Here is a 24340-nt window from a genome sequence, read left to right on the forward strand (position 1 = left end):
GACCACCTGCATCACCCAGACAACCGCCATACCAACAACAGAAGGAATACCGTGGTTTTTCGCGTTTATGTCGAGAAGAAGCCGGGCTTTGACGTCGAGGCCAGGCAACTGGAAAACGAGCTGAAGACGATTCTCGGGATTAAGGGGCTTACCGGTCTGCGTATCGTCAACCGGTACGACGTCGAAGGCATCAGCCGTGAGCTGTTCGATCAGGCCACCACAACCGTGTTCAGCGAACCGCAGGTGGATAACGCCAGCGAGGAGATGCCCGATTTTGGCGACAGCGCGGTGTTCGCCGTCGAGTTCCTGCCCGGGCAGTTCGATCAGCGTGCCGATTCGGCCAGCGAATGCATCCAGCTGATCAGCCAAGGCGAGCGCCCGACTGTGCGCAGCGCCAAGGTCTACGCGTTGGAGGGCAATCTGGACGAGCAGGCCGTCGAGCAGATCAAACAGTACGTAATCAACCCGGTCGAAGCCCGCGAAGCCTCCCTCGAACCGAAGAGCACCCTCAAGGTGCAGGTCGCCAAGCCAGCGAAGGTCGAGGTGGTCGCCGGATTCGACAAGCTGGATGACGAAGGCCTCCAGCGGTTCATCGACGAGCGCGGTCTCGCGATGGATCTGGCGGATGCGAAGGTGTGCCAGGAGTATTTCCGCGGCGAACACCGCGAACCGACCATCACCGAGATCAAGGTAATCGACACTTACTGGTCCGACCACTGCCGCCACACCACCTTCGGCACACAGCTTGACGAGGTGGATATCGATGACAATGTGGTCAAGGCCGCATTCGACAAGTACATGGCCATGCGCCATGAGCTCGGGCGCGACGGCAAGCCGGTGTGCCTCATGGATATGGGCACGATCGGCGCCAAGTGGCTCAAGAAGAACGGTATCCTCAAGAACCTCGACGAATCTGAGGAAATCAACGCCTGCACCGTCAAGGTGAAGGTCGATGTGAACGGCGAGGACCAGGACTGGCTGTTCCTGTTCAAGAACGAAACCCACAACCACCCGACCGAAATCGAGCCGTTCGGCGGCGCTGCCACCTGCATCGGCGGATGCATCCGCGACCCGCTGTCGGGCCGTTCCTACGTATATCAGGCGATGCGCGTGACCGGCGCCGGCGACCCGCGTGTCCCAGTTTCTGAAACGCTCAAGGGCAAGCTCCCCCAGCGCAAGATCGTCACCACCGCGGCCGCCGGATACTCCTCGTACGGCAATCAGATCGGTCTGGCGACCGGTCAGGTCGACGAGATTTACCATCCGGGCTATGTGGCCAAGCGCATGGAAGTCGGCGCAGTCGTGGGTGCGACCCCGGCCGACCATGTCCGCCGTGAAACCCCGACCCCCGGAGACAAGATCATCCTGCTGGGCGGGCGTACCGGCCGTGACGGCATCGGCGGCGCAACCGGCGCCTCGAAGGCGCACGATGAGGAAAGCCTTGAAAAAGATGGCGCAGAAGTGCAGAAGGGCAACGCCCCCGTCGAACGCAAGCTCCAGCGTCTGTTCCGCCGCAAGGACGCCTGCCGTCTGATCAAGCGCTGCAACGATTTCGGCGCGGGCGGTGTGTCCGTGGCAACCGGCGAGATCGCCGACGGCCTGACCATCAACCTTGATCTGGTGCCCAAGAAGTACGAAGGCCTGGACGGCACCGAACTGGCGATTTCCGAATCCCAGGAACGCATGGCCGTCGACGTGGCCGCCGATGACGTGGACGAGTTCCTCGGCTATGCGCGCGAGGAAAACCTCGAAGCCACCGTTATCGCCACTGTCACCGAAGAGAAGGTCATGCGCATGACCTGGCAGGGTGACACCATCGTGAACCTGAGCCGCGCCTTCCTCGCCTCCAACGGCGCGCCGAAGCATCAGACCGTGCACGTCGAGCAGGGTGGCTCCTACACCACCCCGTCGCGTGAGGGCTCGCTCAAGGACCGGATGCACGCGCTGGTCACCGATATCAACGTGGCCTCCAACAAAGGCTTGTCCGAACGCTTTGACTCCACAATCGGCGCCGCCACTGTGCTCATGCCGTTCGGCGGCAAGCGCCAGCTGACCCCGACCATGGCCATGGTCGCCAAGCTCCCGGTGTTCGGCGAAACCACCACCGCGTCCGCGATGGCATGGGGCTTCAACCCGTACATCATGGAGAAGAATCAGTTCACCGGCGCCTACCTGTCGGTGGTCGAGTCCCTTGCCAAGCTCGTGTCCGCCGGCTTCCGCCGCGAAGACGCCTACTTGAGCTTCCAAGAGTATTTCGGCAAACTGCGTGACGTGCCGGAACGCTGGGGCAAGCCCGCCGCGGCGGTGCTGGGCGCCCTGATGGCGCAGGTCGATCTCGGTGTCGGCGCTATCGGCGGCAAGGATTCGATGAGCGGCAGCTTCGAGGATCTCGACGTGCCGCCGACGCTTATCTCCTTCGCTGTGGCCGTCGGCAACATGCATCGCGCAACCTCCCCCGAGTTCAAGAAGGCCGGTCACCGCATTGTGCGCATCGCCCCGCGGTATGCGGTCGACGGGCTCACCCCCGACAAGGACGGCCTGCTTGAGGCAATGGACGTGGTCGAATCGCTCACCGAATTCCATGATGCGCTCGCCGTGTCCACCCCGGGCTATGGCGCCAGCGCCGAAGCGCTGTTCAAGATGACGCTCGGCAATCGCATCGGCGTCAAGCTCGCCGACACCATCGCCGTGGACGACCTGTTCACCCCGGCCTATGGCTCGTTCCTCGTTGAACTTGATGACAATGCGAAGCTGCCAGCGGTGTCCAACCGCGTCGAAATCGGCGTAATCGGCGAGACGACCGACGCGTACGAATTCGTCGCCGGCGGCGAGCGCCTCGATCTCGACCAGGTGCAGGAAGACTGGGAATCCGCAATGGAAGGCGTCTTCCCGTACCGCTCCAAAGGCGAGGAACGCGGCAGCGTCACGGAAACCGAGAAATTCCACGCCCCGAAGAAGACCGTATACACGGGCTCTCCCGTCGCCAAGCCGCATGTGGTGATTCCGGTGTTCCCGGGCAACAACTGCGAGTACGATTCCGCGGCGGCATTCGAGCGCGCAGGCGCCGATGTGAGCACGCTCATCGTGAACAACCTCACTCCGCAGGCGGTCGCCGAATCCACGCAGGCGCTGGTCGACGAGATCCGCCGCAGCCAGATTGTCATGATCCCTGGCGGTTTCTCTGGCGGCGACGAGCCTGACGGGTCGGCGAAGTTCATCACCGCGTTCTTCCGCGCCCCAGCCGTCACCGACGCCGTGCGCGACCTGCTCAAGAACCGCGACGGTTTGATGCTTGGCATCTGCAACGGCTTCCAGGCGCTCATCAAGCTTGGCCTCGTGCCGTACGGCGACATCGTGCCGATGACCGACGCCTGCCCGACGCTGACCTTCAACACAATCGGCCGACATCAGAGCCGTCTGGTGCGTACGCGTGTGGCTTCCGACCTGTCCCCGTGGCTGGCGGAAAGCGCGGTCGGCGACGTGCACACCATCGCGATTTCGCACGGCGAGGGCCGGTTCGTGGCTTCCGACGAGGTGCTCGCCAAGCTCAAGGCCAACGGCCAAATCGCCACGCAGTATGTGGACGCCGACGGCGTGCCCGGCATGGATCTGGACGTCAATCCGAACGGCTCGATGCTCGCCATCGAAGGCATCACCAGCCCGGACGGCCGCGTGTTCGGCAAGATGGGTCATTCCGAACGGTACACGGACGGCACCTTCGTCAATGTGCCCGGCGACAAGCTCCAGCCGCTGTTTACCAGCGGTGTGAAGTATTTCACCGCGTGAGTCGCGACCCATAATAGGGAAGGCCCCGGCTGCGGTAAACAGCCGGGGCCTTCCCTATATCGGCCCTTCTCTTGGATGATCACGCGCGCCTGTGCGATACCGCCATACGCCACTTCGCTTTCTATCCCTCATTCTTCTGGACCGAGCAGGTCAGATCCAACGCCACGCCGGCATGCGGCAGATCGTGCGCAGTGGCATACTACGAGCCAGCGTCGCCGGACGACTGAATCGCGGCATGACAGGCAGCGAACTGTGCCGCAACGGCCACCCCCAGCAGCACCGGCGTACAGCACGCCAGCGCGATGACCGCCGGCTAGATCGCACGGCGTTCCGGCGTGCGGGCGTGCGTATGGGCATCATCACCGGAAAGCGCAGATACCACGTGGTCCGGTACGGTACCGACACCGGACATTGACAAATCGTCGACATCGGGACGACCTGCTGGCGGAGCGCCGGAAGCCCCCGGAATTTCAGCAGCGGCGGGCATCGGGGACGACGATTGCAGCATACACAGCAGCGTTGTAGCAGCGGCCACGGCTCGCCCTCCTTGACCAGGGGTACCGTATTGTCACCTTGACACCATGGACAGATCCACGTCACCGACCGGCCGGTGGACTCGCATCAAGACGCGGCTACCGCGTAGCGGAGCACCTTCCTGCCGCGTTCCGCACGGCGCTCATCACGCAAATGCGCCCAGTCGATGAGTATCGCGAACCCGTTGGCATGCAACAGCGATCGTGCCAGACCGCTCTGGCTTATCGCTCCTTCGACAAACGCAACGACTGCTGTGACCGCTACAGCCATGTCAAGCACATACAGGAACGCGATGCACCAGCGTTGGACGGCGAGCCTCCTTGCATGCCGTTCGTTGCGACGACGAATCTCACGCTGCCGGGGTCTTCCATGTCATCGTCTCGCCCGTGCGGGGACGCATCCTGCTGCCACGGTCCCATACCATGCTCCATCCAGCTCTTGCAGCCCTGCGGCATACAATTCCATCGACGCTCGACTTCGAGCCTTTCCCTCCATGGAAACGCATTGAGCATCAGCCATCCGACAGGGCGATTATCATGAACAAAGATATCGGGTCGCCGCGCCCTGAACACGCGGACGCGACGAAATCCGCCCGCACATGTCCCATTACAAGGAGCGTCGCATGTCCACCAACCAGCCGAACCCCGGCCTGCCACCATACCCGAACCAGTCGGCCTATCAAGGCCAGTCCGCGTACGCGAGCCAGCCGGCACCCGATATGCCGCCGCTGCCCGGCCAGACAGCCAACGCAAGCCAAGGCCAGTACACGAATCAGGCCCCATACACCACGCAAACTCCCGGCCCGGCCCCGCAACCGTACGCGCCGGCATACCAGGGACACCCGCAGTACCAGCCGGCACCCGTACAGTCGAGCGGCACTACCGATCTCGGCGGGTGGATTGTGACGCTGATCCTGTCTGCCATCCCCATCGTCGGGTTCATCCTGCTGATCTGCTGGGCTGCCGGCATGGGCGGCGAGCAGCACCAGGACCGTCGCAACTGGGCGCTCGCGCAAATCATCATCGGTGTCGCGGCCGCCATCATCACAATCATCATCATCGCGGCCACCGGTTTCTCGTTCAGCCAGATACTGAACGAAAGCTGACCCATAAGGTATGCCGGAGATGCCGGCGATGCCGGCAATCACGACAGCTGCCAGCCACGACAACGATGAGGGGCGCCACGCATATGCAGCGTGGCGCCCCTCATCGTCTTGCGCGTCATCTCACATGGTAACCATGGCAACGCGGCCACACGGTATCAGCGACCGTGCGATACCGGCCTCCGCATTACTTGCGGTCGCCGTAGCCTTCCGGATGGCTCGAATGCCAAGCCCATGCGGAGGCGATGATCTTATCGATGTTGTCGAACTGCGGCTTCCAGCCGAGCACGTTGCGGGCCTTGTCGGAGGCAGCGATCAGCGTGTCCGGGTCGCCGGGGCGACGCGGGGCCATCTCGGCGGGGATTTCCTTGCCGGTCACCCTGCGGGCGGCCTCAAGAATCTGCAGGTTCGAGAAGCCGGTGGACGAACCGAGGTTGAACGCCGTGGATTCGTTGCCTTCACGCAGGTACTTGACCGCGAGGATGTGCGCGTCCGCAAGATCGTACGGATGCACGTAATCACGCACGTTAGTGCCGTCAGGCGTGTTGTAATCATTGCCGAAGATCTTGAGCACGTCGCGCTTGCCCTGAGCCACCTGCAGCACAATCGGCAGCAGATGCGTCTCCGGGTTGTGGTCTTCGCCGATCGAGCCGTCGGGCTTGGCGCCGGCGACGTTGAAGTAACGCAGCGCAACGAACTTGATGCCATAGGCGAGGTCGGACCAGTGCATGATCTTCTCCATCATGAGCTTGCTCTCGCCATACGGGTTGATCGGCTTCTGCGGATCGGTCTCGCGAATCGGCATCTTCTCAGGGATGCCATAGGTGGCTGCGGTCGAGGAGAAGACGATGTTCTTGACGCCCACTTCGTTCATTACCTCAAGCAACTTGACCATGCCTGCGGTGTTGTTGTCGAAATACTTGAGTGGCTTCTTCATCGACTCCGCGACCAGAGAGTACGCGGCGAAATGGATGACCGCGTCGACATCCGGATTTTCCTTGAACACGGTACGCATGAAATCCTGATCGGCGATGTCGCCCTGATAGAACTTCGCCGCCGGATTGACGGCTGCACGATGGCCAGTGACCAGGCTGTCAACGACCACGACCTTCTCATCCGTGGTGTTGACCAGACGGTCGACCATATGAGAGCCGATATAGCCGGCTCCGCCGAGGACCAATACTGCCATAGTTGCTCCTTATACATCATTTTCGCAACCCGCGTATGCGGGCAACCAACCACCAGTGTACGCCGTAAGTCCTACTCCGGGGCGGCGCACACGGCCGATGTTGCAATCCGGGCGGTATCGCACACGGGCGATGCCAACATCCCAGCGCTGTGCGACACTCGAGTCGCACAGCGGGCCGATAGGTAGCGGCGACGGCGGTGTCATGGGCACATCGCCACCATCGTGCGACTGTTCCGTCGCATGGCAGGCAGATACCAGCCATCTCCCGCAGCGAGCCGCCCCAACCCCGCCGCTGAATGCGCGACGACCCTGACGCCGCGATGTAGCCGGCGGTTGATATGTTGGTTACTAGCGAATCCCCCGTTTCCACGGTTTTGGAAGGAGCTTTGGCTTGTCAGCTGAACTCGAAGACATCCACGAAGAGTGCGGTATTTTCGGTGTCTGGGGTCACCCGGACGCCGCCCGCCTCACCTATTTCGGTCTGCACGCGTTGCAACACCGCGGCCAGGAAGGCGCCGGCATCGTCTCGAACGACGACGGCCATCTGATCGGGCATCGCGGGCTCGGCCTGCTCACCCAGGTGTTCTCCGACGAGCACGAAATCGAACGACTCAAAGGAGACAAGGCCGTCGGCCACGTGCGTTACGCGACATCCGGCTCCGGATCGGTGGACAACATCCAGCCGTTCCTGTTCCGCTTCCATGATGGCGACGTCGCGCTCGGCCACAACGGCAACCTCACCAATTGCGTGAGCCTGCGCCGCAAACTGGAGGACGAAGGCGCAATCTTCCACTCCAATTCCGACACCGAGGTGCTGATGCACCTCATCCGTCGTTCGAACGCCCCCACGTTCATGGACAAGCTCAAGGAAGCGCTCAACAAGGTGCACGGCGGTTTCGCCTACCTGCTCATGACCGAGCATGCGATGATCGGCGCGCTCGACCCGAACGGCTTCCGTCCGCTGTCACTGGGACGCATGAAGAACGGCGCGTATGTGCTGGCGTCCGAAACCTGCGCGCTGGATATTGTCGGTGCGGAGTTCGTGCGCGACATCGGCCCGGGTGAAATCATCGTTGTGGACGATGATGGCTATCACATGGACCGCTACACGACCAACACGCAGCTGGCCATCTGCTCCATGGAGTACATCTACTTCGCGCGCCCGGATTCCAACATTTACGGCGTCAATGTACATTCTGCCCGCAAGCGTATGGGCGCGATCCTCGCCAAGGAATCCCCCGCCCCCGCCGACATGGTCATCGCCGTGCCGAACTCCTCGCTGTCCGCGGCATCTGGCTTCTCCGAGACCAGCGGCCTGCCCAACGAGATGGGGCTGATCAAGAACCAGTACGTGGCGCGAACCTTCATTCAGCCTACGCAGGAACTGCGCGAACAGGGCGTTCGCATGAAGCTGTCCGCCGTACGCGGCGTCGTCAAGGGCAAGAGCGTCGCGGTGATCGACGATTCCATCGTCCGCGGCACCACGTCACGTCGCATCGTGCAGCTGCTGCGCGAAGCCGGTGCCCGCGAAGTGCACATGCGCATCTCCTCACCACCGCTGAAATACCCGTGCTTCTACGGCATCGACATCCAGACGACCAAGGAGCTGATTGCCGCGAAGAAATCCGTCGAGGAAATCCGAGAGTATATCGGCGCCGATTCGTTGGCATTCCTGTCGTTGGATGGTCTGGTTGAGGCCATTGGCCTGCACGCAGACGCCCCGTATGGCGGGTTGTGTGTCGCCTACTTCAACGGCGACTATCCGACCGCGCTCGACGATTACGAGGAGCCGTTCCTCAAGTCGCTGACCCCCGAGGACCGCGTGAGAATCGCCAAGTTCGCGCACGACAAGAGCCACTATCAGGGCAACGAGTTCAGCGCGGATATCGACACGCTCCAAGCGCAAGTGGCGAAAGCCTGACATGATGCCGCTGCAATCTTTCGCAGATGCAGCGGCATACTCATGCCCGCGCCGACTGCACCACCCGCCCACACGCGGCGTGCAGTCCCAACCTAACAGCTTATAAAACCCATAAAGTCAATAAAGCCAATACCTCACAAAACAATCGATACGAATACAAGCAAATCCAAGAAAGGTAAGTCATGCCAGAAGCGTATGAGAAGGCAGGAGTCAGTGTCGAAGCCGGCTACGAGGTAGTCAAGCGCATCAAATCGCACGTGGCCCGCACGAGCCGTCCCGGCGTGGTCGGCGGCATCGGAGGCTTCGGTGGCCTGTTTGATCTCGCCTCCCTCGGCTACCGCGAACCGGTGCTGATTTCCGGCACCGACGGCGTGGGCACCAAGCTCATGGTCGCCAAGATGGCGAACAAGCACGATAAGATCGGCATCGACTGCGTGGCCATGTGTGTCAACGACATTGCAGCCCAAGGCGCCGAACCGCTGTTCTTCCTCGACTACATCGCGTGCGGCAAGAACGACCCGGCGCTGCTCGAACAGGTCGTCTCCGGCGTGGCCGACGGTTGCGTACAGTCCGAATGCGCCCTCATCGGCGGCGAAACCGCCGAAATGCCCGGCATGTATGACCCGGACGAGTATGATCTTGCCGGTTTCGCCGTCGGTGTCGCAGAAAAGTCCGATATCGTCGACGGGTCGACCATCACCGAAGGCGACACGCTGATTGGTTTGCCGTCCACCGGCGTGCACTCCAACGGGTTCTCGCTCGTGCGCAAGGCTCTGTTCGAGCAGGCCGGCTACACGGTGGGTACCAAGCTTGACGAGCTCGGCGGCAAAACCGTGGGCGAAGTGCTGCTCACCCCGACCAAGATCTATGTCAAGGCGCTCAAGCCGCTGTTCGCCGAGCATCTCATCAAGGGCGTCGCCCACATCACCGGCGGCGGGTTCATCGAGAACATTCCGCGCATGATCCCCGACGGCCTCGCGGCGAGCATCAATCTGGATTCCTTCCCCGTCCCGTCGATCTTCGACGTCATCGAACGTGCGGGCGACGTGGATCATATGGAGATGTTCAACATCTTCAACATGGGCATCGGCATGGTGCTCGCCGTGGACTCCTCCAAGGCGCAGGTCACGCTGGACCTGCTCAAGGCCAATGGTGAGACGGCGTATGAGATCGGCTCCATCGTCGCCAAGACCGGCAACGACGTCGAACTTCACTGAAAACCAGCGTCAGAACGAAAGGAACACGCAAGATGGGAATGAAGGTTCTGGTCATCGGTTCAGGCGCACGCGAACATGCAATCGCGCACGCGCTGCTCAGCGGTCCAAGCGTGAGCGAAGTGACCGTCGCCCCGGGAAATCCGGGCATGCGGCTCGACGGCATCAATACCACGCAGCTTGACCCGTCCAATCACGCCGCCCTCATCGACTTCGTCAAGGACAATCAGGTCGATTGGGTGTTCATCGGCCCTGAAGTGCCGCTGATCCAAGGCATTGTCGACGATTTCGAGGCGAACGGTATCAAGGCGTTCGGTCCAAACAAGGCGGCCGCCCAAATCGAAGGATCCAAGGATTTTGCCAAGCAGCTCATGGAGCGTCATGGCATCCCGACCGCGAAATACCGCACCTTTGACGAGCTCGCCACGGCCGAAGCGTATGTGCGCGACCACGGCGCCCCGATCGTGGTCAAGGCCGACGGGCTCGCCGCTGGCAAGGGCGTGACGGTCGCTATGGATCTGAACACCGCCCTCAAAGCGCTGGAGGATATCTTCGTAGATCACCGTTTCGGCGCTGCAGGGGCGAAGGTGGTTATCGAGGATTACCTCGAAGGCCAGGAATTCTCGTTGATGAGCTTCGTGAACGGCACCGAGTTCTGGCCAATGCCGATTTCGCAGGATCACAAGCGCGCCTTCGACGGCGACAAGGGGCCGAACACGGGCGGCATGGGCGCGTACAGCCCGGTGCCGCAAATCAGCCAGGATGTGGTCGACACCGCGATCGAGACGATCGTCCGCCCGACCGTGCAGGCCATGGCCGATGAAGGTACGCCATTCACCGGTATTCTGTACGCCGGACTGATCGCTACCGCGGATGGCCCGAAAGTCATCGAATTCAACGCGCGATTCGGCGACCCGGAGACGGAAGTCGTGCTCCCCCGCCTGACCTCCGATTTCGGCGAAGGCATCAACGCGATCCTCAACAACAAGACCCCGACCTTCACTTGGGAGGATGACAACAAGACGACGCTCGGTGTGGTGCTCGCCTCGAACGGCTACCCGACCAACGTGATCAAGGGCGCGGCAATCCCCGAAATCCCGGTCGATGAATCCAGCCACGTGTATTACGCGGGTGTCGCCACGGATGCCGACGGCAAGCTGGTCGCCAACTCCGGGCGCGTGCTGCTGCTGGAGACCACGGCAGACGATATCCGTGCCGCGCAGGACAAGATCTATGGTGTGCTCGACACGCTTGACACGACCGGCATGTTCTACCGCCACGATATCGGAGCCAAGGCTCTGAACGCCTGAACAGCTGAACGCGCAACCTGTCACGCGGACCACGATGAAGGCCCTCGCACCGGAATGTTCCGGTGCGAGGGCCTTCATCGTGGTCTACGGATTACCTGCTGATCATCCGAGGGTCATGAAGCCGAGGGGCTTGAGATATCCCTTGCCGGCGGTGATATCGTACTGGATCAGCTTGTAGTCCTCCATCAACTGCTTGGTCTCGCTGCTGAAATCGGATTCAGCCATCGGTTTGCCATTCGAATCCAGATAGATATCCTGGCCTTCGGGGATACGGTCCCAGCCTTGGATCTTATTGGCGACCGGCGGTTCCATCGCGGAGATCTTCTCATGCATGAGCGTGAGGAACGCGATATACGGCGACACCTTCGCATCCATGTGTTCCGCGGTCTGCGCAATGAAGAAGTTCGGCGAGGAATACTCACTGTTGTTCGCCTTGGTGCCTTGGGTGCCCGAGGCCTTGTTCGACCAGATGAAATAGTCGGTCTCATGCAACGCGATGGAATTGTCGGAATCCTTGCTCGCAGTCGAATAGATACCGGGCAGGTGATCGCCGTAGAAGACCACGGTGACCGGCTTGTCCAGCTTGTTCAGCTTATCGAGGAACTCCTTGGTCGCCTTGTCGGTCAGGCTCACGCCTTTGGCGTAGGTTTCGATGGATTCGGTCTCCGTCTTGCCGAGCCGGCTATCGGGATCGGTCGATTTCACCTTGTACTGGTTGTTGGAATACCAGTTCTTGTACGGCATGTGGTTCTGCATGGTGATGATCTGCACGAACTGGTTGCTGTCCGTCGCGGAAATCGCCTCATACGCACTCTTGTAGGTCGATTCGTCGCACACATACGGCGATTTGCCGATCTTGTTCTGGTATTTGATGATGTCGGAGCCTTCAAGCGCATAGAAATGCGAGAAGCCGAACTTCTTGTAGTTCGTCGCACGCGAATACATGGACGGCTCATAGGGGTGGAAGGCGATGGAGTTCGCCGACGACCCCCACAGCTGGTTGATGGTCGGCGTCCACGTTTCACTGGGCACCAGCTGTTGGTACGGGCTGGTCAGCGAGGAACTGAAGTTCGCCATGCTCAAACCGGTGAGTCCCATGTATTCAAGGTTCGCCGTACCGCCGCCATAGCCGCTGGACAGCATCAGTCCGCTGGTGGTGTGTTGTTTGATTGAACGGATGTTCGGCATGGTGTCCTCGTTGAGTTTGATGCCGGGGACGCGCGAAGGGTCGGAGAAGGATTCCGACAGGATGTACACGACTGTGCTGTCGGTGAGATTGTTGGAACGGCTTGCGTTGATGGTTTTCGCCTCGGCGGCGTATTTCGCCGCGATCTTCTTCATCGTCGCTTCGTTGTAGTTCTTTGGCTCTTCCATGACGTCCGGGTTCATCTGGCGCAGGAACGAGGTTACGACGCCATTACGCTGCGCATCATAGACCGAATCCCACATGGATGGGGTGTCACCGAGCCATGAAGAGAAGTTGCGAGCCCACGAGCCCACAGTGCCGGCCTGGGCGGTGTACAGCCCCAAGAACATCACCGGCAGCACGATGAGCAGGATGCGGGTAATCGCCCCGAGGGAGGCTTCACGCGCCGAGCCGCCGCCTCGGATCATGCTGCCGTGGCGCCCGTCGATATGGCTGAGGAACACGAACAGCGCAATGAACACGACGATGCCGATGACGACGCCGGCAATCAGGCCTGTCGATCCGGTGGGAATGAAGCTGACGATATCGCCTGTATTCGACTGCAGGAAGTTCATGTCAGACGGCAGAATCGCTTCATACCGTGATTCGACCTTGAAATGGTCCGCCACGGCGATGACCGAGGCGAGCGCGAGCACGATCGGCGATGCGACCCAGATCCGGTTGGTGAGCATGAGCAGCGCAAGGTAGAACAGGCCGACCAGGATGAGATTGAGCACGAAGACGAAGTTCAGGTTCGTGAACATCTTGCCGACGATGCTCCACGCGCCCAGGAGCGGGCTGGAGAGCTTTACGCGTGTGCTGTTTTCCGTGACGCCCGTCTGCATGATGAGCACCGCGGCCATATCGACCACGATGAACACCACGGCGTATAGCCAGTTCGCGAAGGCCTTGCGCGGTTTTCCGTTCTTGTCGCGTGGGCCGCCATTGAGCAGGTTGTCGTGGCTGGTGGTCGCGATCTTGAGTTCTTCGATCGGTGGCGTATCCGGTGTTGCCGCGGTGTTGTCCGTGTCACCGCCCGTCATACCGGTCGTATCGTGTGGTGTTGTGCTTGTGGCGAAATCATGGTCATCGTTGGTACGAGTCATGTGGCCTTTCCTTATCTCGCCCCGGATGCGTCGTGCGCGTCGGGGTGCCGTCTGGATGCAAACGACGGTCCCGTTGGACCAACTTAGGACATTGTCCACGGTAGAAGCGACAAAACGCGCGCCCTACCAGCTTTTGTACAGGCTTCAACGAGCCGTCCCGGGGGTCATCCTCACGAATGATTGCACTTTGCAGGAAGCGTTATTATCGTGGCGGTGTTCCAGCCAAACCAACCCCGGAAAGGAAGCGGTTGCGGTGAAATCGCTCATCAATATTCATCTGCTCAACGGCTGGTTTCCTTCTACCCTCTTCGCATTGACGGCGCTGAGCGCCCTGTTGGTCGTCATCCTGCCTCCAGCGCACCATGGAACGTCACGACGACGGCTGCCCGCACGGCTGTGTGAACTCATTGCGGGCTTGGCAGGATTCTGTGTCAGCGGACTGGTCGTCTGGCTGTTGTCCGATGTCTTTCTTGTTTTTGGCGTGAGCCTTGGATGGATGGTGATGCTCATCATCAACATCGGTATCGGCGCGGCCACATTCGCCGTATGTGCGGCTGTGGGCTCCCGTGGATTGAGACGCGCGACTGCCTGCGTGATGGCGGTGCTGTCCCTCATCAGTTGCGCTGTGCGCGTAGACATGGTGTACGGCGAGTACACCACCCTCGGTTCACTGTTCGGCGTGGCCGCGTTCAAGGAGGTGTCGTCCTCCCATATCAGTGGCAAGGCGTCGATGAGCGTCAAGGAATGGCAGCGGCTCGCCAAGCGCGGCACGTTGCCGTCGATGCCTGAGGCGGGCGAGATCAGGACCGTCGATATTCCGGCGACCGCCTCGCATTTCGCAGCGCGCAACGCCGACGTGTATCTGCCGCCCGCCGCGCTCAGCAGCAGACCGCCGGTACTGCCGGTCATGGTGATGCTCGCCGGCCAGCCGGGAAGCCCCGACCGGTTCTTCAACGCGAGCGGCATCGCGGCGACGCTCAACGATTATGCGGCGGCGCATCACGGGCTTGCGCCGATCGTCGTCTCCCCCGACCAGAACGGCGCGGCGACGCAGAACTCCCTGTGTGCGGACACTCCGGTCTACGGCAAGGCCGAAACCTACCTGACTGTGGATGTCACCAGATGGATTCGCAGGACCTTGCCGGTTTCGACGTCCCCGAACGACTGGCTGATCGGCGGGTTCTCGCAGGGCGGAACATGCAGCACCCAGCTCGGGCCGGCGCATCCGGGCATCTACGGGCATATCTACGCGGCGGACGGCGAGCTCGCCCCCACCGACCATGACCGTGCGACCACCATCACACGGTATTTCGGCGGTGACGCGAAGCTGTACCAGCGGCATGTGCCGACCGACATCATCAAACGCAACGCCCCGTCCACACAAACGCTGTTCAGCATCGCCGGCGAATGGGATACGAAATCGCAGCGCAATGCGGCGATTATCGCCAAAGCCGCCAAACAGGCTGGCATGACCGTCCATCTGGCGACCGCGAAAGGATCCGGACACGACTGGCATACAGTGAATACCGGGCTTGCCGCGGTCATCGACCGGTTCTGTGCACAAAGCGGTATCGGTACGGACCGACGCGAGCTGAGCACCTACCCGAATCTTCAGATGCTCGCGGTGGATGGCTGAGCGCGGCGGCGGACGCCGCGAACAAACCCGCGAATCATCGGCAGCCGCCATCAATCAGCATGGAACAACCCAATCGGAAATAATCCAAGAACAAACAACCCAAGACAAGCGACCACTATGACCCAAGCACAGCAACACACACCACAAACCAAGCCGGCACCGCATCAAACCAAACCGGCACCGCATCAAACCGGCTGGAACGCACTCAACATCGACGCCCGCGACTGGTGGGCGAGACATTGGGCTGGACCGGTCGCGGCCATCGCGCTCGTCGTGCTCAATATTTCGGTATGGGTCTGGCAGTTCGCTCACCATGCCATCCGCCGTCCGCAAGACATGACCATGCTGCGCATGTTCGGCAACCATCTGCACCAGGGGCAACACGATACCACCGGGCAATTCCTCAACCTGTTGTCGTCCATGGTGCTTGTGCGGGGACCGTTCGCACTCGTGCTCTATACGTTCGCGGTTCTGCTGATCGTCTCGGCGGCGCAAGCAGCGCTCGGTGTCGCCCGAACGCTGGCCACATCGCTGCTGGGGGCAATCGCCGGATCGGCGTTGGGACTCGGATTATGCGTCATCATCACGAACCTGTGGGATGCCGAATCATGGTATGCCGTGCAACGTCTGCCGTTCTCGCTGTCCCCGCTGACCCTGTTCATTGGCGCTCTCATGGCTGCCAGCGCGTTCGAATCACTGCTGTGGAAGCGACGCATCCGCCTGATCGGCTACGCCTTCGTGCTTGCAGGACTGCTGTTCAGCGGCAATCCGGGCGATTACTGTACACTTGCCGCCGCACTGGTCGGGCAGGCCGCAGGAGCGCTTATGGCCCGCCGTCGGGGCCACGCCCAGCCTTCGGCACGCGAGCAATGGTGGCATGGCACTGATTATGAGGTACGCCGGCTGATCGCCGCCATCCAGCTGATTTTCGCGTTCGGTCCGATCCTCGCCCTCGTGTCCAGCTCGCATGACGGTCCGCTGTCCACCTTCGGATTCTTCCTGTCCGGGCTCGTCGGCGACGAGGATCTTGCCGGCGTATGCGCCGACAATATGCGTGCGAGCAGCTGCGTGGCGATGGCGAAGCATTACCATTTCGCAATGACCGGCATATGGACTCGTACCATCCTGTTGGTGGTCGCCTTGTCCATCCTCGCGTGGGGCCTGTATCGCGGCCGTCGGCTCGCCGCGCACGTGAGCATCGTGCTCAACGGTCTGACCGTAGCCCTCTCGCTCATCTATTGCGTGGTGTTCCCGCTGCTCGACAGCACCATGATGCCGATTGACGCCGAGCTGTGGATCGCCCTGCTGCAACTGTTGGTCGCCACCGCGCTGCCGTCGCTGGTGTTGCTCGTGGCGATTGTCGTGAATATGGATCATTTCTCGGTGTTGACCGCGCGTTCACGCATCCGTCGGGGTGTGGGAACCATCGGCATGACGCTTGTGGTCACTGCGGGCGGATTCCTGACCTTTGGCATGCTCGACCGCGATGCGTACACTCCGCATGCCACTTTCGGCATGCTGCTGCGTGACCTGCCGCACCGGTATCTGCCGATGGGCTTGATTGGGGCGAGCCGGTTGCACATGCATTCGACCACGATGATATCGATGGTGATCAATCAGCTGCCCGGACTGGTGTTCTGGATTGTGGTGCTCGTGGTGTTCCTGCTGTGGTTCCGTGACGCCGTTTCGCTGAACGCCGCCGACCGCGAGCACGCCAGCACACTGGTGGAACGCGGCGGCGAATCGATGAGTTTCATGACCACATGGGAGGACAATCATTATTGGTTCTCCCCGAGCGGCCGTTCGGCGATCGCCTACCGGGTGAGCCATGGCGTCGCCCTGACTGTGACCGGCCCGTTCGGCGACCCTGGTGAATTCGATACATCGCTGCGCGAGTTCATGCGCTTCTGCGAGCGTAACTCGTGGTCCCCGGCCTTCTACGCGGTGCATGACAACGCTCGCGAGACTTTGGAATCGTTGGGCTGCTCGTCCATCCAGGTGGGTACGGAGATGCTGGTCATCCCCAGCACCTGGCAGACACGCGGCAAGAAGTGGCAGGATATCCGCACGGCCATCAACAAGGCGCGTCGCAGCGGCTTGACTGACGTACTCACCACGTTCAACGAGGCGCCGTGGGAGGTGCGCGAGCAGATTATCGGCATTTCCGAGCAGTGGGCTGAACTCAAGTCGCTGCCGGAAATGAAGTTTACGCTCGGCGGAATCGAGGAGCTGCGCGATCCGCGGGTCATGCTGCTGTATGCGATCGACGCCGACGGCGTGGTGCAGGGCGCGACCAGCTGGCTGCCGACCTACCGCGACGGCAAAGTCATCGGTTGGACGCTTGATTTCATGCGGCATCGCACGGATAGTCCGAATGGGATTATGGAGTTTCTCATCGCCCGTATGGCCGAACGCCTGCACGAGCAATGCGTCGAGGAGCCTGATCAGGCGGCGCAGTTCATGAGCCTGTCGGCTGCTCCGCTTGCCGGTATCGGCGACAATACCGCCGATCCGGAGGATATCGCGGTAATCGAGCATGTGCTGCAGATTGTGGCCGATACGCTTGAACCTGCGTACGGGTTCAAGTCCTTGTATTTCTTCAAACGCAAGTTCCAGCCGACGCCTTCGCCGATTTACGTGTGCTATCCGGATGCCGCCGCGCTGCCGCGCATCGGACTCGCCGTGCTGTCCGCGTATCTGCCGGGGCTCAAGCCCTCGCAGATCCCGGATATGCTCAAGTCGCTGCGTCCCGCGCCGAAAGCCAAGGGACATGGGCACCAGTGAGATTTGGAATTTCCGCTTCTGCCGACGCTGAGGTCCCCGTCAGCGTCGGCAGAAGATATCGTTCTGTTTCTGCCGACACTGAATGGCTTGTCAGCATCGGTAGAATCTTCTGCCGATGTTGGGGCGCTTGTGAGCGTCGTCACAACCTTCTGCCGACACTCAGTGGCTTGTCAGCGTCGGTAGAAGGTTTGAGATCTGCTTCCACCGAAGCCGGAAGAGCGGTCGACGGACTAACGCCGGCGGTATCTGGCTGTCGTGCGATTGATTAATCACACTCAATGGAGATTCGCGAGGTTTGGCTGTCCCCGCACGACGCTATCTGCATGATGTGCGACTGCCCAATCGCATGCCGCACAGATACGAGGGGATTGGATAGTCCCAGTCACCGCCATCCCGCCGCCGTGCGACTCACCAATCACACCACGGCGAGATACCGCCGACTCCCCCGCAATCGGCACGGCTATCCCGTCGGCATGCGACAGCCCAATCGCACCCACAGCAAGATGGACAACATTGATTTGGCATCACATGATACGAGTGTTGATGCATCCGATTTGCAACGTGCAAGTACGACATCTGTCGAAAGCATTACCGATTTGAATCGGTTCAGATTCCGGATTCCTTGACATGCCGGAAGTTGACATCGACTCTCCAGAGACACGCCGTTCCATGAAATTCCTCTACAAGTACATTTGCATTTACTTTGTGTTCACATGACACTCACATACCGATTTCTCAGGTTTCCCTCAGCGTGTTATCCTGTGAATGTAGCTACACCGATGCACATACAGTCACAGGGGTTCAGTGACTGTCATGGTGATTCCCGCTTCCGCGGCATCATCCCCTCGAACAACAACAATCTAATGTTTTCGGAGGTATTCATCATGAAAGCAACAATTATCAAGACAATCTCAACATCAGCCACTCTTGCTATTGCTTCGACAAGACCGATGCCGCAGACCACGCAACTTGCTTTGGCTGATACGGATTCCGACAATTACGCATCATGAAGTGCAGCGCTCAAGCTGCTCGAGCGCTGCACTTCAACGTATGATACAAGGAGACATGATGAGAAGGGTTGTACGTAGCGTTGTGGCAGTAGCCGCAGTATTGGCAATGATGAGCTGCGCCGGGTGCGGATCGAAGAAAGAATCCCAGGACGCCGATGTCCCTGAGAATGTCTCCGAAGCGACAGTGAGTGTCGTGATCCCCCACCCCGAGCCCTACACCGCATCAGACATTCTTTCCGTGCAATGCATGCGCGAACGGGGGTTCAACATGCCCACAAATCTGTCGTATACCAGCAGTGCAGCAACGACATCCTATGCCGACGTCGGCGGAGTGTTCACCTCACTCGACCAGGCGACAGCGACCGGGTACCCGCAGGTAACAGTCAAAACCAACAGTACGAACACTATCAACGGATACCAGGCCTCGCTCTCGAAATCAGAGCAGGAGCGATTCGAACAGGAATACAACGGTTCAATAGACGACACCGATGCCCAGAAGGAAATCAGCACCGCATGCTCCGTCCAGGCTTTGCGGTGGGTCTACGGATCGTGGAAAAACTACGCAAACCTCGCCGATATCGGCAATGAGTGGAGTTCCAAACGCAGCGAGTCAACACTGCAACAGAAGGAAGTCCAAGACGCTATCGACACATACACCCAGTGCATGGCCAAAGCGGGATACAAGGTCGACGGGCTACGCGCCTATAAAATCGCTGGAAAAGAATTCGGAAGATACCGGTCTATTGGCAGCAAACCCAATGCGAAGGAACAAGCGCTTGCGACACAGGACTTCCGATGCCAGGATGAAGCCGGAATCATCCCTGCAGTACGCAAGGCCATGAATCATGTCTCCGGCCGCTGGATGGTGGAAAACGAAGCGCGCATCCTTGAGCTCAACGATGTCCTGCAGGAAACGATGGAACGCGCCAACAGCGTCATCAACGGCGACAAAGACTATGCGACCGTGAAAGCGGAAACCAATGGCACATTCCGCGTGACCGGCAAATAGCCGACCAACAATACCGGAAACACCACAAGCAATCAGACAATCCGAACGGCACCACAGCCCAGACCACGCGAGCGCGACCATCATGACCACATCGAGTGACATACCACAAGACCAGATCGCAACCACCACTCACAAGCGCAAGAACAAAGCACTACCGGGATTTGCCACGATACTCCTGGCGGTGCTGCTCGTCGCGGCGCTGATTGCCGGAACGTCAGTACTCACGCTCGGCGTGTACACCATGCGTCAACAGCAGCAGACATCGCCGGAAATCGTCGCAACGACAACGATTTCCGGCGCGCCCGTAACCAATACGGTATCCGCTACACTCACCGCGGTCGCATCTCACACGCAGACGGTGACGGCGCAAGGAACCGTCACTCGCGACGGAGTCAAAGCCGATGGACAGGACCTGCCAGAAGGCACCGTGCTCGCCGTAATCGACGAGCACCCAATCGTCGCACTGCAAGGCAATGTCCCGGCATGGCGGAGCATCGCCCCAGGTTCTTCCGGCGCCGATGTCTCGCAATTGCAGGATGCGCTGCGCAGGCTGGGATACTCCATCTGGGATACGGCGGGAACATACGGGCAAAGCACCGCAGCCGCTTGGTATCATTTTCTTTCCGCCCATGGGTACCAGCCGACGGACGCCGAAGGCAACACCGTAGCGGGCGACGCCATCGCCAATACCGGTGTACCGAAGAACACCGTGGTCTTTGCACCGCTGTTTCCGCTTCGCGCGGCGAACCAATGCGGGAGCGCCGGGCAAACCGCCACCGGCACCATCTGCACAATCACTTCAAGCGAACGAACGTGGCAGCTTTCCATCGCCGCAGGCATACTGGAATCACCAAAAGACCCGATCGGCAAGCATGCCTTCAATCAGGATTCCTCGATTACGGGAACCGTCGGCGAGCAGATTGGCGATACCGCCAACATGAATGCCACTTCGACCACCGGTGACGGAACCGCAAGCGATGACGCGAATCAAAGCGGCGACACCAGTCAACAAAGCCCCACGCAAGACGATGCAGGCGACCAGGCATCGCAGACGCTGACGTACGGCTTCACCCTCGATGACGGCAAGAGCATTCCCGTAACAGCGACCAGCGCCGATATAACGGTCACCATCGCCACCAGCGCCAAGGATACGCTCAGCGTCGATGCCGTCGCCATCCGGGGAAGCGGCAAGAAGCTGTGGTTGGAAGCGAAAAACGGCACACACATCTCCATCACCACAGATTACTGCTACGCGGGCAGATGCTCGTTCACATCGAACGCGTCGAAAGCCAAAGCCGGGACGGTCGTAACGCTGCCGAAGCAGGATGGCGCAGCATGAACGCAGACAACGGCATCATGAATATCGGCGCAGACACCGGTGCAGGAGACAATATTGGCAGCGACACGAGCACGCCCCGGCAAGCCGCACCACTCATCGCCATGACCGGCATCAACCAATGGTTCCCACCCAACACCCAGGCGTTGGACAATGTCACGTTGAGCATCAGCGCAGGCCAATCCGTGGCGATCACCGGGCCGTCAGGCTCGGGAAAGTCGACATTGCTCGCCATCATGGGACTTCTCGCGACCCCGGAATCGGGATCCTACCTTTTCGACGGCGTTGAAACGACCACGGCAAGCAAGCGGCAGCTGGCCGCATTGCGGCGAAACAGCATCGGCTACGTCTTCCAGTCCTTCCACCTGATCGAATACCTGACGGTTCGGGAGAATATCCTCAATGCGTTGGCAATCAAGTCGGTTCGCGGCAGACAGGCCGCAAGCCGGGCACGGGAATTGCTTGACCAGGTCGGGCTCGGCCATAGGATCGACGATTACCCCACCACGCTGTCGGGCGGCGAATGTCAGCGCGCCGCCATCGCCAGGGCAATCGCTGTGCATCCCAAGCTGTTGCTGTGCGACGAGCCGACCGGCAATCTTGATTCGAAGAACTCAGCGGGGATCGTCACACTGCTGACACAACTGCTGACACCGCAATCAGCGCTTGTCATCGTCACCCATGATCCGCATATCGCGCAACAATGCCACCGGCAGATCACCATCATCGACGGACATGCCAAGGAAGGCGGATATTACGACAATGACGGCAGGAACGACAACGTTGTCGCCGACGCCGATATCAACCCCGATACCGATGACATTGCCAGCTTCGATTCCGACTTCCACGCCCGAGACAAGGAGAAGCCATGACACCGACAAACGTCATCACCCGTGCGCTCCTCGCCCTGGGCAGGCGTCGCGAACGCTCCATTGCCACCATTCTGGCGATTGTCGTCTGTTCCGCCACCCTCGTCGCATTGCTCGGCATTTCGGAAAGCTCCGCAGCGCAAACCGCGCGACGCTTCGAAAAGCTCCAAGGATCCAGCATCACCGCAACCATCAACAGCGCCAATGCTTGGGAATACAGCGAACAGGACATGCTCCACCGGCTCAAGCCAGCAACGGCGATCACCAGCGCGGGCACACTCATCAACGATGCCGCAAGCCAGCTGACCGTAAAATCACCGCAATGGCATACCACCGTCACCACTTCGGCCGTGATAGGCACGCCGCAAGGTGTGGAAGCAATCGGCGGGAAAAGTATCGCCGGACGTTTGCCTACGGATATCGACGCCGATGTCTTCACCGCCGCGCTCGGCAAAAGGGTCGCCAAAGAGCTGGGTATCAGCATGGAACAACGCACACCGACCATCACCATCAACGGCGTATCCGTAGGCGTGACTGGCATCGTCGCCGACAAGTCGAACGGGGCGAGCCTGTCCGCATCCATATTCCTGTCGCCACGCACGGCAAAACAGCTGGGACTACGCCCACAGAACCGGACCATCATCTGCAACGCCGCTTCCGCGGATATCACCGCGGTCGCAGCAGTGCTCCCCCGGATGCTCAACCCGTCCAATCCGCAAAGCGTAACGGTCAAAGCCCCCGGCAACCCTGCCACTTTGCGGGCTAGCTTACTAGCCGACGCGCACAACACCAGCACCATCATCGCCGCGGTACTGGCGGTGGTTACCGCGTTCGGCATCGTCAACACCATGCAAATGGCAGTCACCGAAAGACGACGGGAAATCGGCATCAATCTGGCGCTCGGTATGCCGGCGTGGAAAGAATCGATGCAGTTCCTGTGTGAGGCAATCATCCTTGGCGGAATCGGCGCGTCCGGCGGCATGCTGATCGGAGCGGTGATTGCAGCAGTGACAGCCGCCGCGCGGTCGTGGGTGTTTCTGCTGCCTTCAACCGTTCTGCTTGTCGCCCCGCTCGGCATAGTGACCGGGGCGATCGCCGGGATCATTCCCGCGTGGAGGGCGGCGAGAATCGACCCGGCGATGCTGCTGCGGTCGTCGTGAACGGGTGCGAAGGGCGTGGCCTCGTGAACGAAGCCGGGAAATCGCCTGTTTTGGGTGTCTGATGCCGGCTCAGGCCTTCCCGGCTGTTGCGAACGATGCGACCAGCGCGGTCATCCAATCGGTCAGCGTGCTGTATTGCTTGGGCATCTGCTCGGTGAGCTTGACCTGGTGCACTCCGCCGTGCTGTGCAGATGCGATCAGTTGCTTGGTGGTGGCGTTGGATTCCTGCGTGTTGACCACCAGCAACGCCACCGAACCTGCCTGGAGCTGCTTGCTGAATGTGGCGACATCGCCGGAGGCGGGTTCGCTTTCATTGGCGACCGCCTGCGCGTATCCGGCCGGGGTGGCATCCACCAAACCCAAATCTTGAGCCAGATAAGCCGCCACGGACTCGGTGGCTGCGTACTTCTTGCCGTTGAGCCGACGCTTGGCTTCGGCGATGGACGCTTCCAACGTGTTCTCCTTGTTTTGCCACGCGTCAAGCCGCTTGCCGTACTCCTTGGCGTGGGCGGCGTCACGCTGCTCGTATGCCTCGGCGATCGCTTTGGCCGTCGCGGTGCGTACCGCCGCGGAGAACCATACGTGTGGATTGTCGCCGTCGTGTTTGCCGCCGTTTTCAGCCGCGTTCACGACCTGTGCTTTCGTGGATGCTGCGGCTTTGGTTGCCCAGCTGTCGTATCCGGCGCCGTTGACGATGATGACGTCTGCCTTGGAGAAAGCGGCGATGTCGGCGCTGGTCGGCTCGTAATCGTGCGCTTCGACCGCGGTGCTGTTGATGATATTGGTGACGTTGACGCGGGAACCGCCGATCTGACTGGCGACTGAACCCCACTGGTTGATGCTGGCGACCACGTGAAGCGAACCTGACGTATTGGACGCGGTCGTGTTCGCTGACCCACACGCCCCCATCGCGGCAATCAATCCCACCGCTGCAATACATACCGTCGCCTGTGCGATACGTCGATACTTCCTGATTCCCGTCATATCTGCTCCTGATGCTCTCTTGGTGATGCGATGCGACGGATTGCCGCATCATCTGACGACACCAGATTATCGTTAATGATAATTATTATCAATTACAGCGTGTCGGGAAGCAGACCGATACCGAGGATTCCTTGCAACAAGTCATGCACAACCATCTGCCGACGCTGAGGGACGTGCAGCTCCGAGCGAAAAAAGAACCCCCGG

15 protein-coding genes are annotated in these 24340 nt (G+C 60.4%); 11 read left to right on the top strand and 4 right to left on the bottom strand.

Features of this window, described 5'->3' with window-relative positions:
• Positions 1–51 precede the first annotated feature (51 nt).
• A complete protein-coding gene (locus ACZ41G_RS05680; protein WP_464144866.1) occupies positions 52–3786 on the top strand; it encodes a phosphoribosylformylglycinamidine synthase in 3735 nt (1244 codons plus the stop codon).
• Between the two features lie 313 nt (positions 3787–4099).
• On the opposite strand, the gene ACZ41G_RS05685 is transcribed toward ACZ41G_RS05680, so the two are convergent.
• Entirely contained in the window at positions 4100–4321 is a 222-nt protein-coding gene (locus ACZ41G_RS05685; RefSeq protein WP_441481904.1) for a hypothetical protein, read from the bottom strand.
• Between the two features lie 621 nt (positions 4322–4942).
• Here ACZ41G_RS05685 and ACZ41G_RS05690 point away from each other — a divergent pair.
• Positions 4943–5425, top strand: a complete 483-nt coding sequence (locus ACZ41G_RS05690) for a hypothetical protein (RefSeq protein WP_321046514.1) — start codon at positions 4943–4945, stop codon at positions 5423–5425.
• Between the two features lie 184 nt (positions 5426–5609).
• Here ACZ41G_RS05690 and galE read toward each other — a convergent pair whose 3' ends face one another.
• Entirely contained in the window at positions 5610–6611 is a 1002-nt protein-coding gene (gene galE / locus ACZ41G_RS05695) for a UDP-glucose 4-epimerase GalE (RefSeq protein WP_015450724.1), read from the bottom strand.
• A 391-nt stretch (positions 6612–7002) separates the two neighbouring features.
• On the opposite strand from galE, the gene purF reads away from it, so the two are divergent.
• From purF to purD, 3 genes are all read left to right on the top strand, one after another.
• Complete coding sequence (gene purF / locus ACZ41G_RS05700) at positions 7003–8532, top strand: amidophosphoribosyltransferase (protein WP_464144868.1); 1530 nt, start codon at positions 7003–7005, stop codon at positions 8530–8532.
• Positions 8533–8714: 182 nt separating this feature from the next.
• Positions 8715–9749, top strand: a complete 1035-nt coding sequence (gene purM, locus ACZ41G_RS05705) for a phosphoribosylformylglycinamidine cyclo-ligase (protein WP_464144869.1) — start codon at positions 8715–8717, stop codon at positions 9747–9749.
• A 32-nt stretch (positions 9750–9781) separates the two neighbouring features.
• Positions 9782–11056 (top strand): phosphoribosylamine--glycine ligase, encoded by a 1275-nt coding sequence (gene purD, locus ACZ41G_RS05710; protein ID WP_464144871.1) that lies wholly within the window; start codon positions 9782–9784, stop codon positions 11054–11056.
• Positions 11057–11158: 102 nt separating this feature from the next.
• On the opposite strand, the gene ACZ41G_RS05715 is transcribed toward purD, so the two are convergent.
• The gene (locus ACZ41G_RS05715) at positions 11159–13285 is read right to left on the bottom strand and encodes an LTA synthase family protein (RefSeq protein ID WP_464146236.1); all 2127 of its coding nucleotides are present in this window, start codon (positions 13283–13285) and stop codon (positions 11159–11161) included.
• 316 nt (positions 13286–13601) lie between these two features.
• On the opposite strand from ACZ41G_RS05715, the gene ACZ41G_RS05720 reads away from it, so the two are divergent.
• The 6 genes from ACZ41G_RS05720 (at position 13602) to ACZ41G_RS05745 (ending at position 23152) form a co-directional block, all read left to right on the top strand.
• Complete coding sequence (locus ACZ41G_RS05720) at positions 13602–14984, top strand: alpha/beta hydrolase (protein WP_464144872.1); 1383 nt, start codon at positions 13602–13604, stop codon at positions 14982–14984.
• A gap of 117 nt (positions 14985–15101) precedes the next feature.
• Positions 15102–17768: a bifunctional lysylphosphatidylglycerol flippase/synthetase MprF gene (locus tag ACZ41G_RS05725; RefSeq protein ID WP_464144874.1), complete on the top strand. Its 2667-nt coding sequence runs from the start codon at positions 15102–15104 to the stop codon at positions 17766–17768.
• 1065 nt (positions 17769–18833) lie between these two features.
• Positions 18834–19787, top strand: a complete 954-nt coding sequence (locus tag ACZ41G_RS05730; protein WP_152570363.1) for a hypothetical protein — start codon at positions 18834–18836, stop codon at positions 19785–19787.
• 82 nt (positions 19788–19869) lie between these two features.
• The gene (locus tag ACZ41G_RS05735; protein ID WP_033491928.1) at positions 19870–21126 is read left to right on the top strand and encodes a peptidoglycan-binding domain-containing protein; all 1257 of its coding nucleotides are present in this window, start codon (positions 19870–19872) and stop codon (positions 21124–21126) included.
• Positions 21123–21995, top strand: a complete 873-nt coding sequence (locus ACZ41G_RS05740; RefSeq protein ID WP_052364587.1) for an ABC transporter ATP-binding protein — start codon at positions 21123–21125, stop codon at positions 21993–21995. The genes ACZ41G_RS05735 and ACZ41G_RS05740 overlap by 4 nt, the downstream gene beginning before the upstream one ends.
• Complete coding sequence (locus tag ACZ41G_RS05745) at positions 21992–23152, top strand: ABC transporter permease (RefSeq protein WP_033491927.1); 1161 nt, start codon at positions 21992–21994, stop codon at positions 23150–23152. The genes ACZ41G_RS05740 and ACZ41G_RS05745 overlap by 4 nt, the downstream gene beginning before the upstream one ends.
• A 69-nt stretch (positions 23153–23221) precedes the next feature.
• Here ACZ41G_RS05745 and ACZ41G_RS05750 read toward each other — a convergent pair whose 3' ends face one another.
• On the bottom strand, positions 23222–24136 hold the full coding sequence (locus ACZ41G_RS05750) for a metal ABC transporter solute-binding protein, Zn/Mn family (protein ID WP_464144876.1): 915 nt from the start codon (positions 24134–24136) through the stop codon (positions 23222–23224).
• Between the last annotated feature and the right edge of the window lie 204 nt (positions 24137–24340).

The sequence above is a fragment of the Bifidobacterium porcinum genome, from assembly GCF_055378475.1.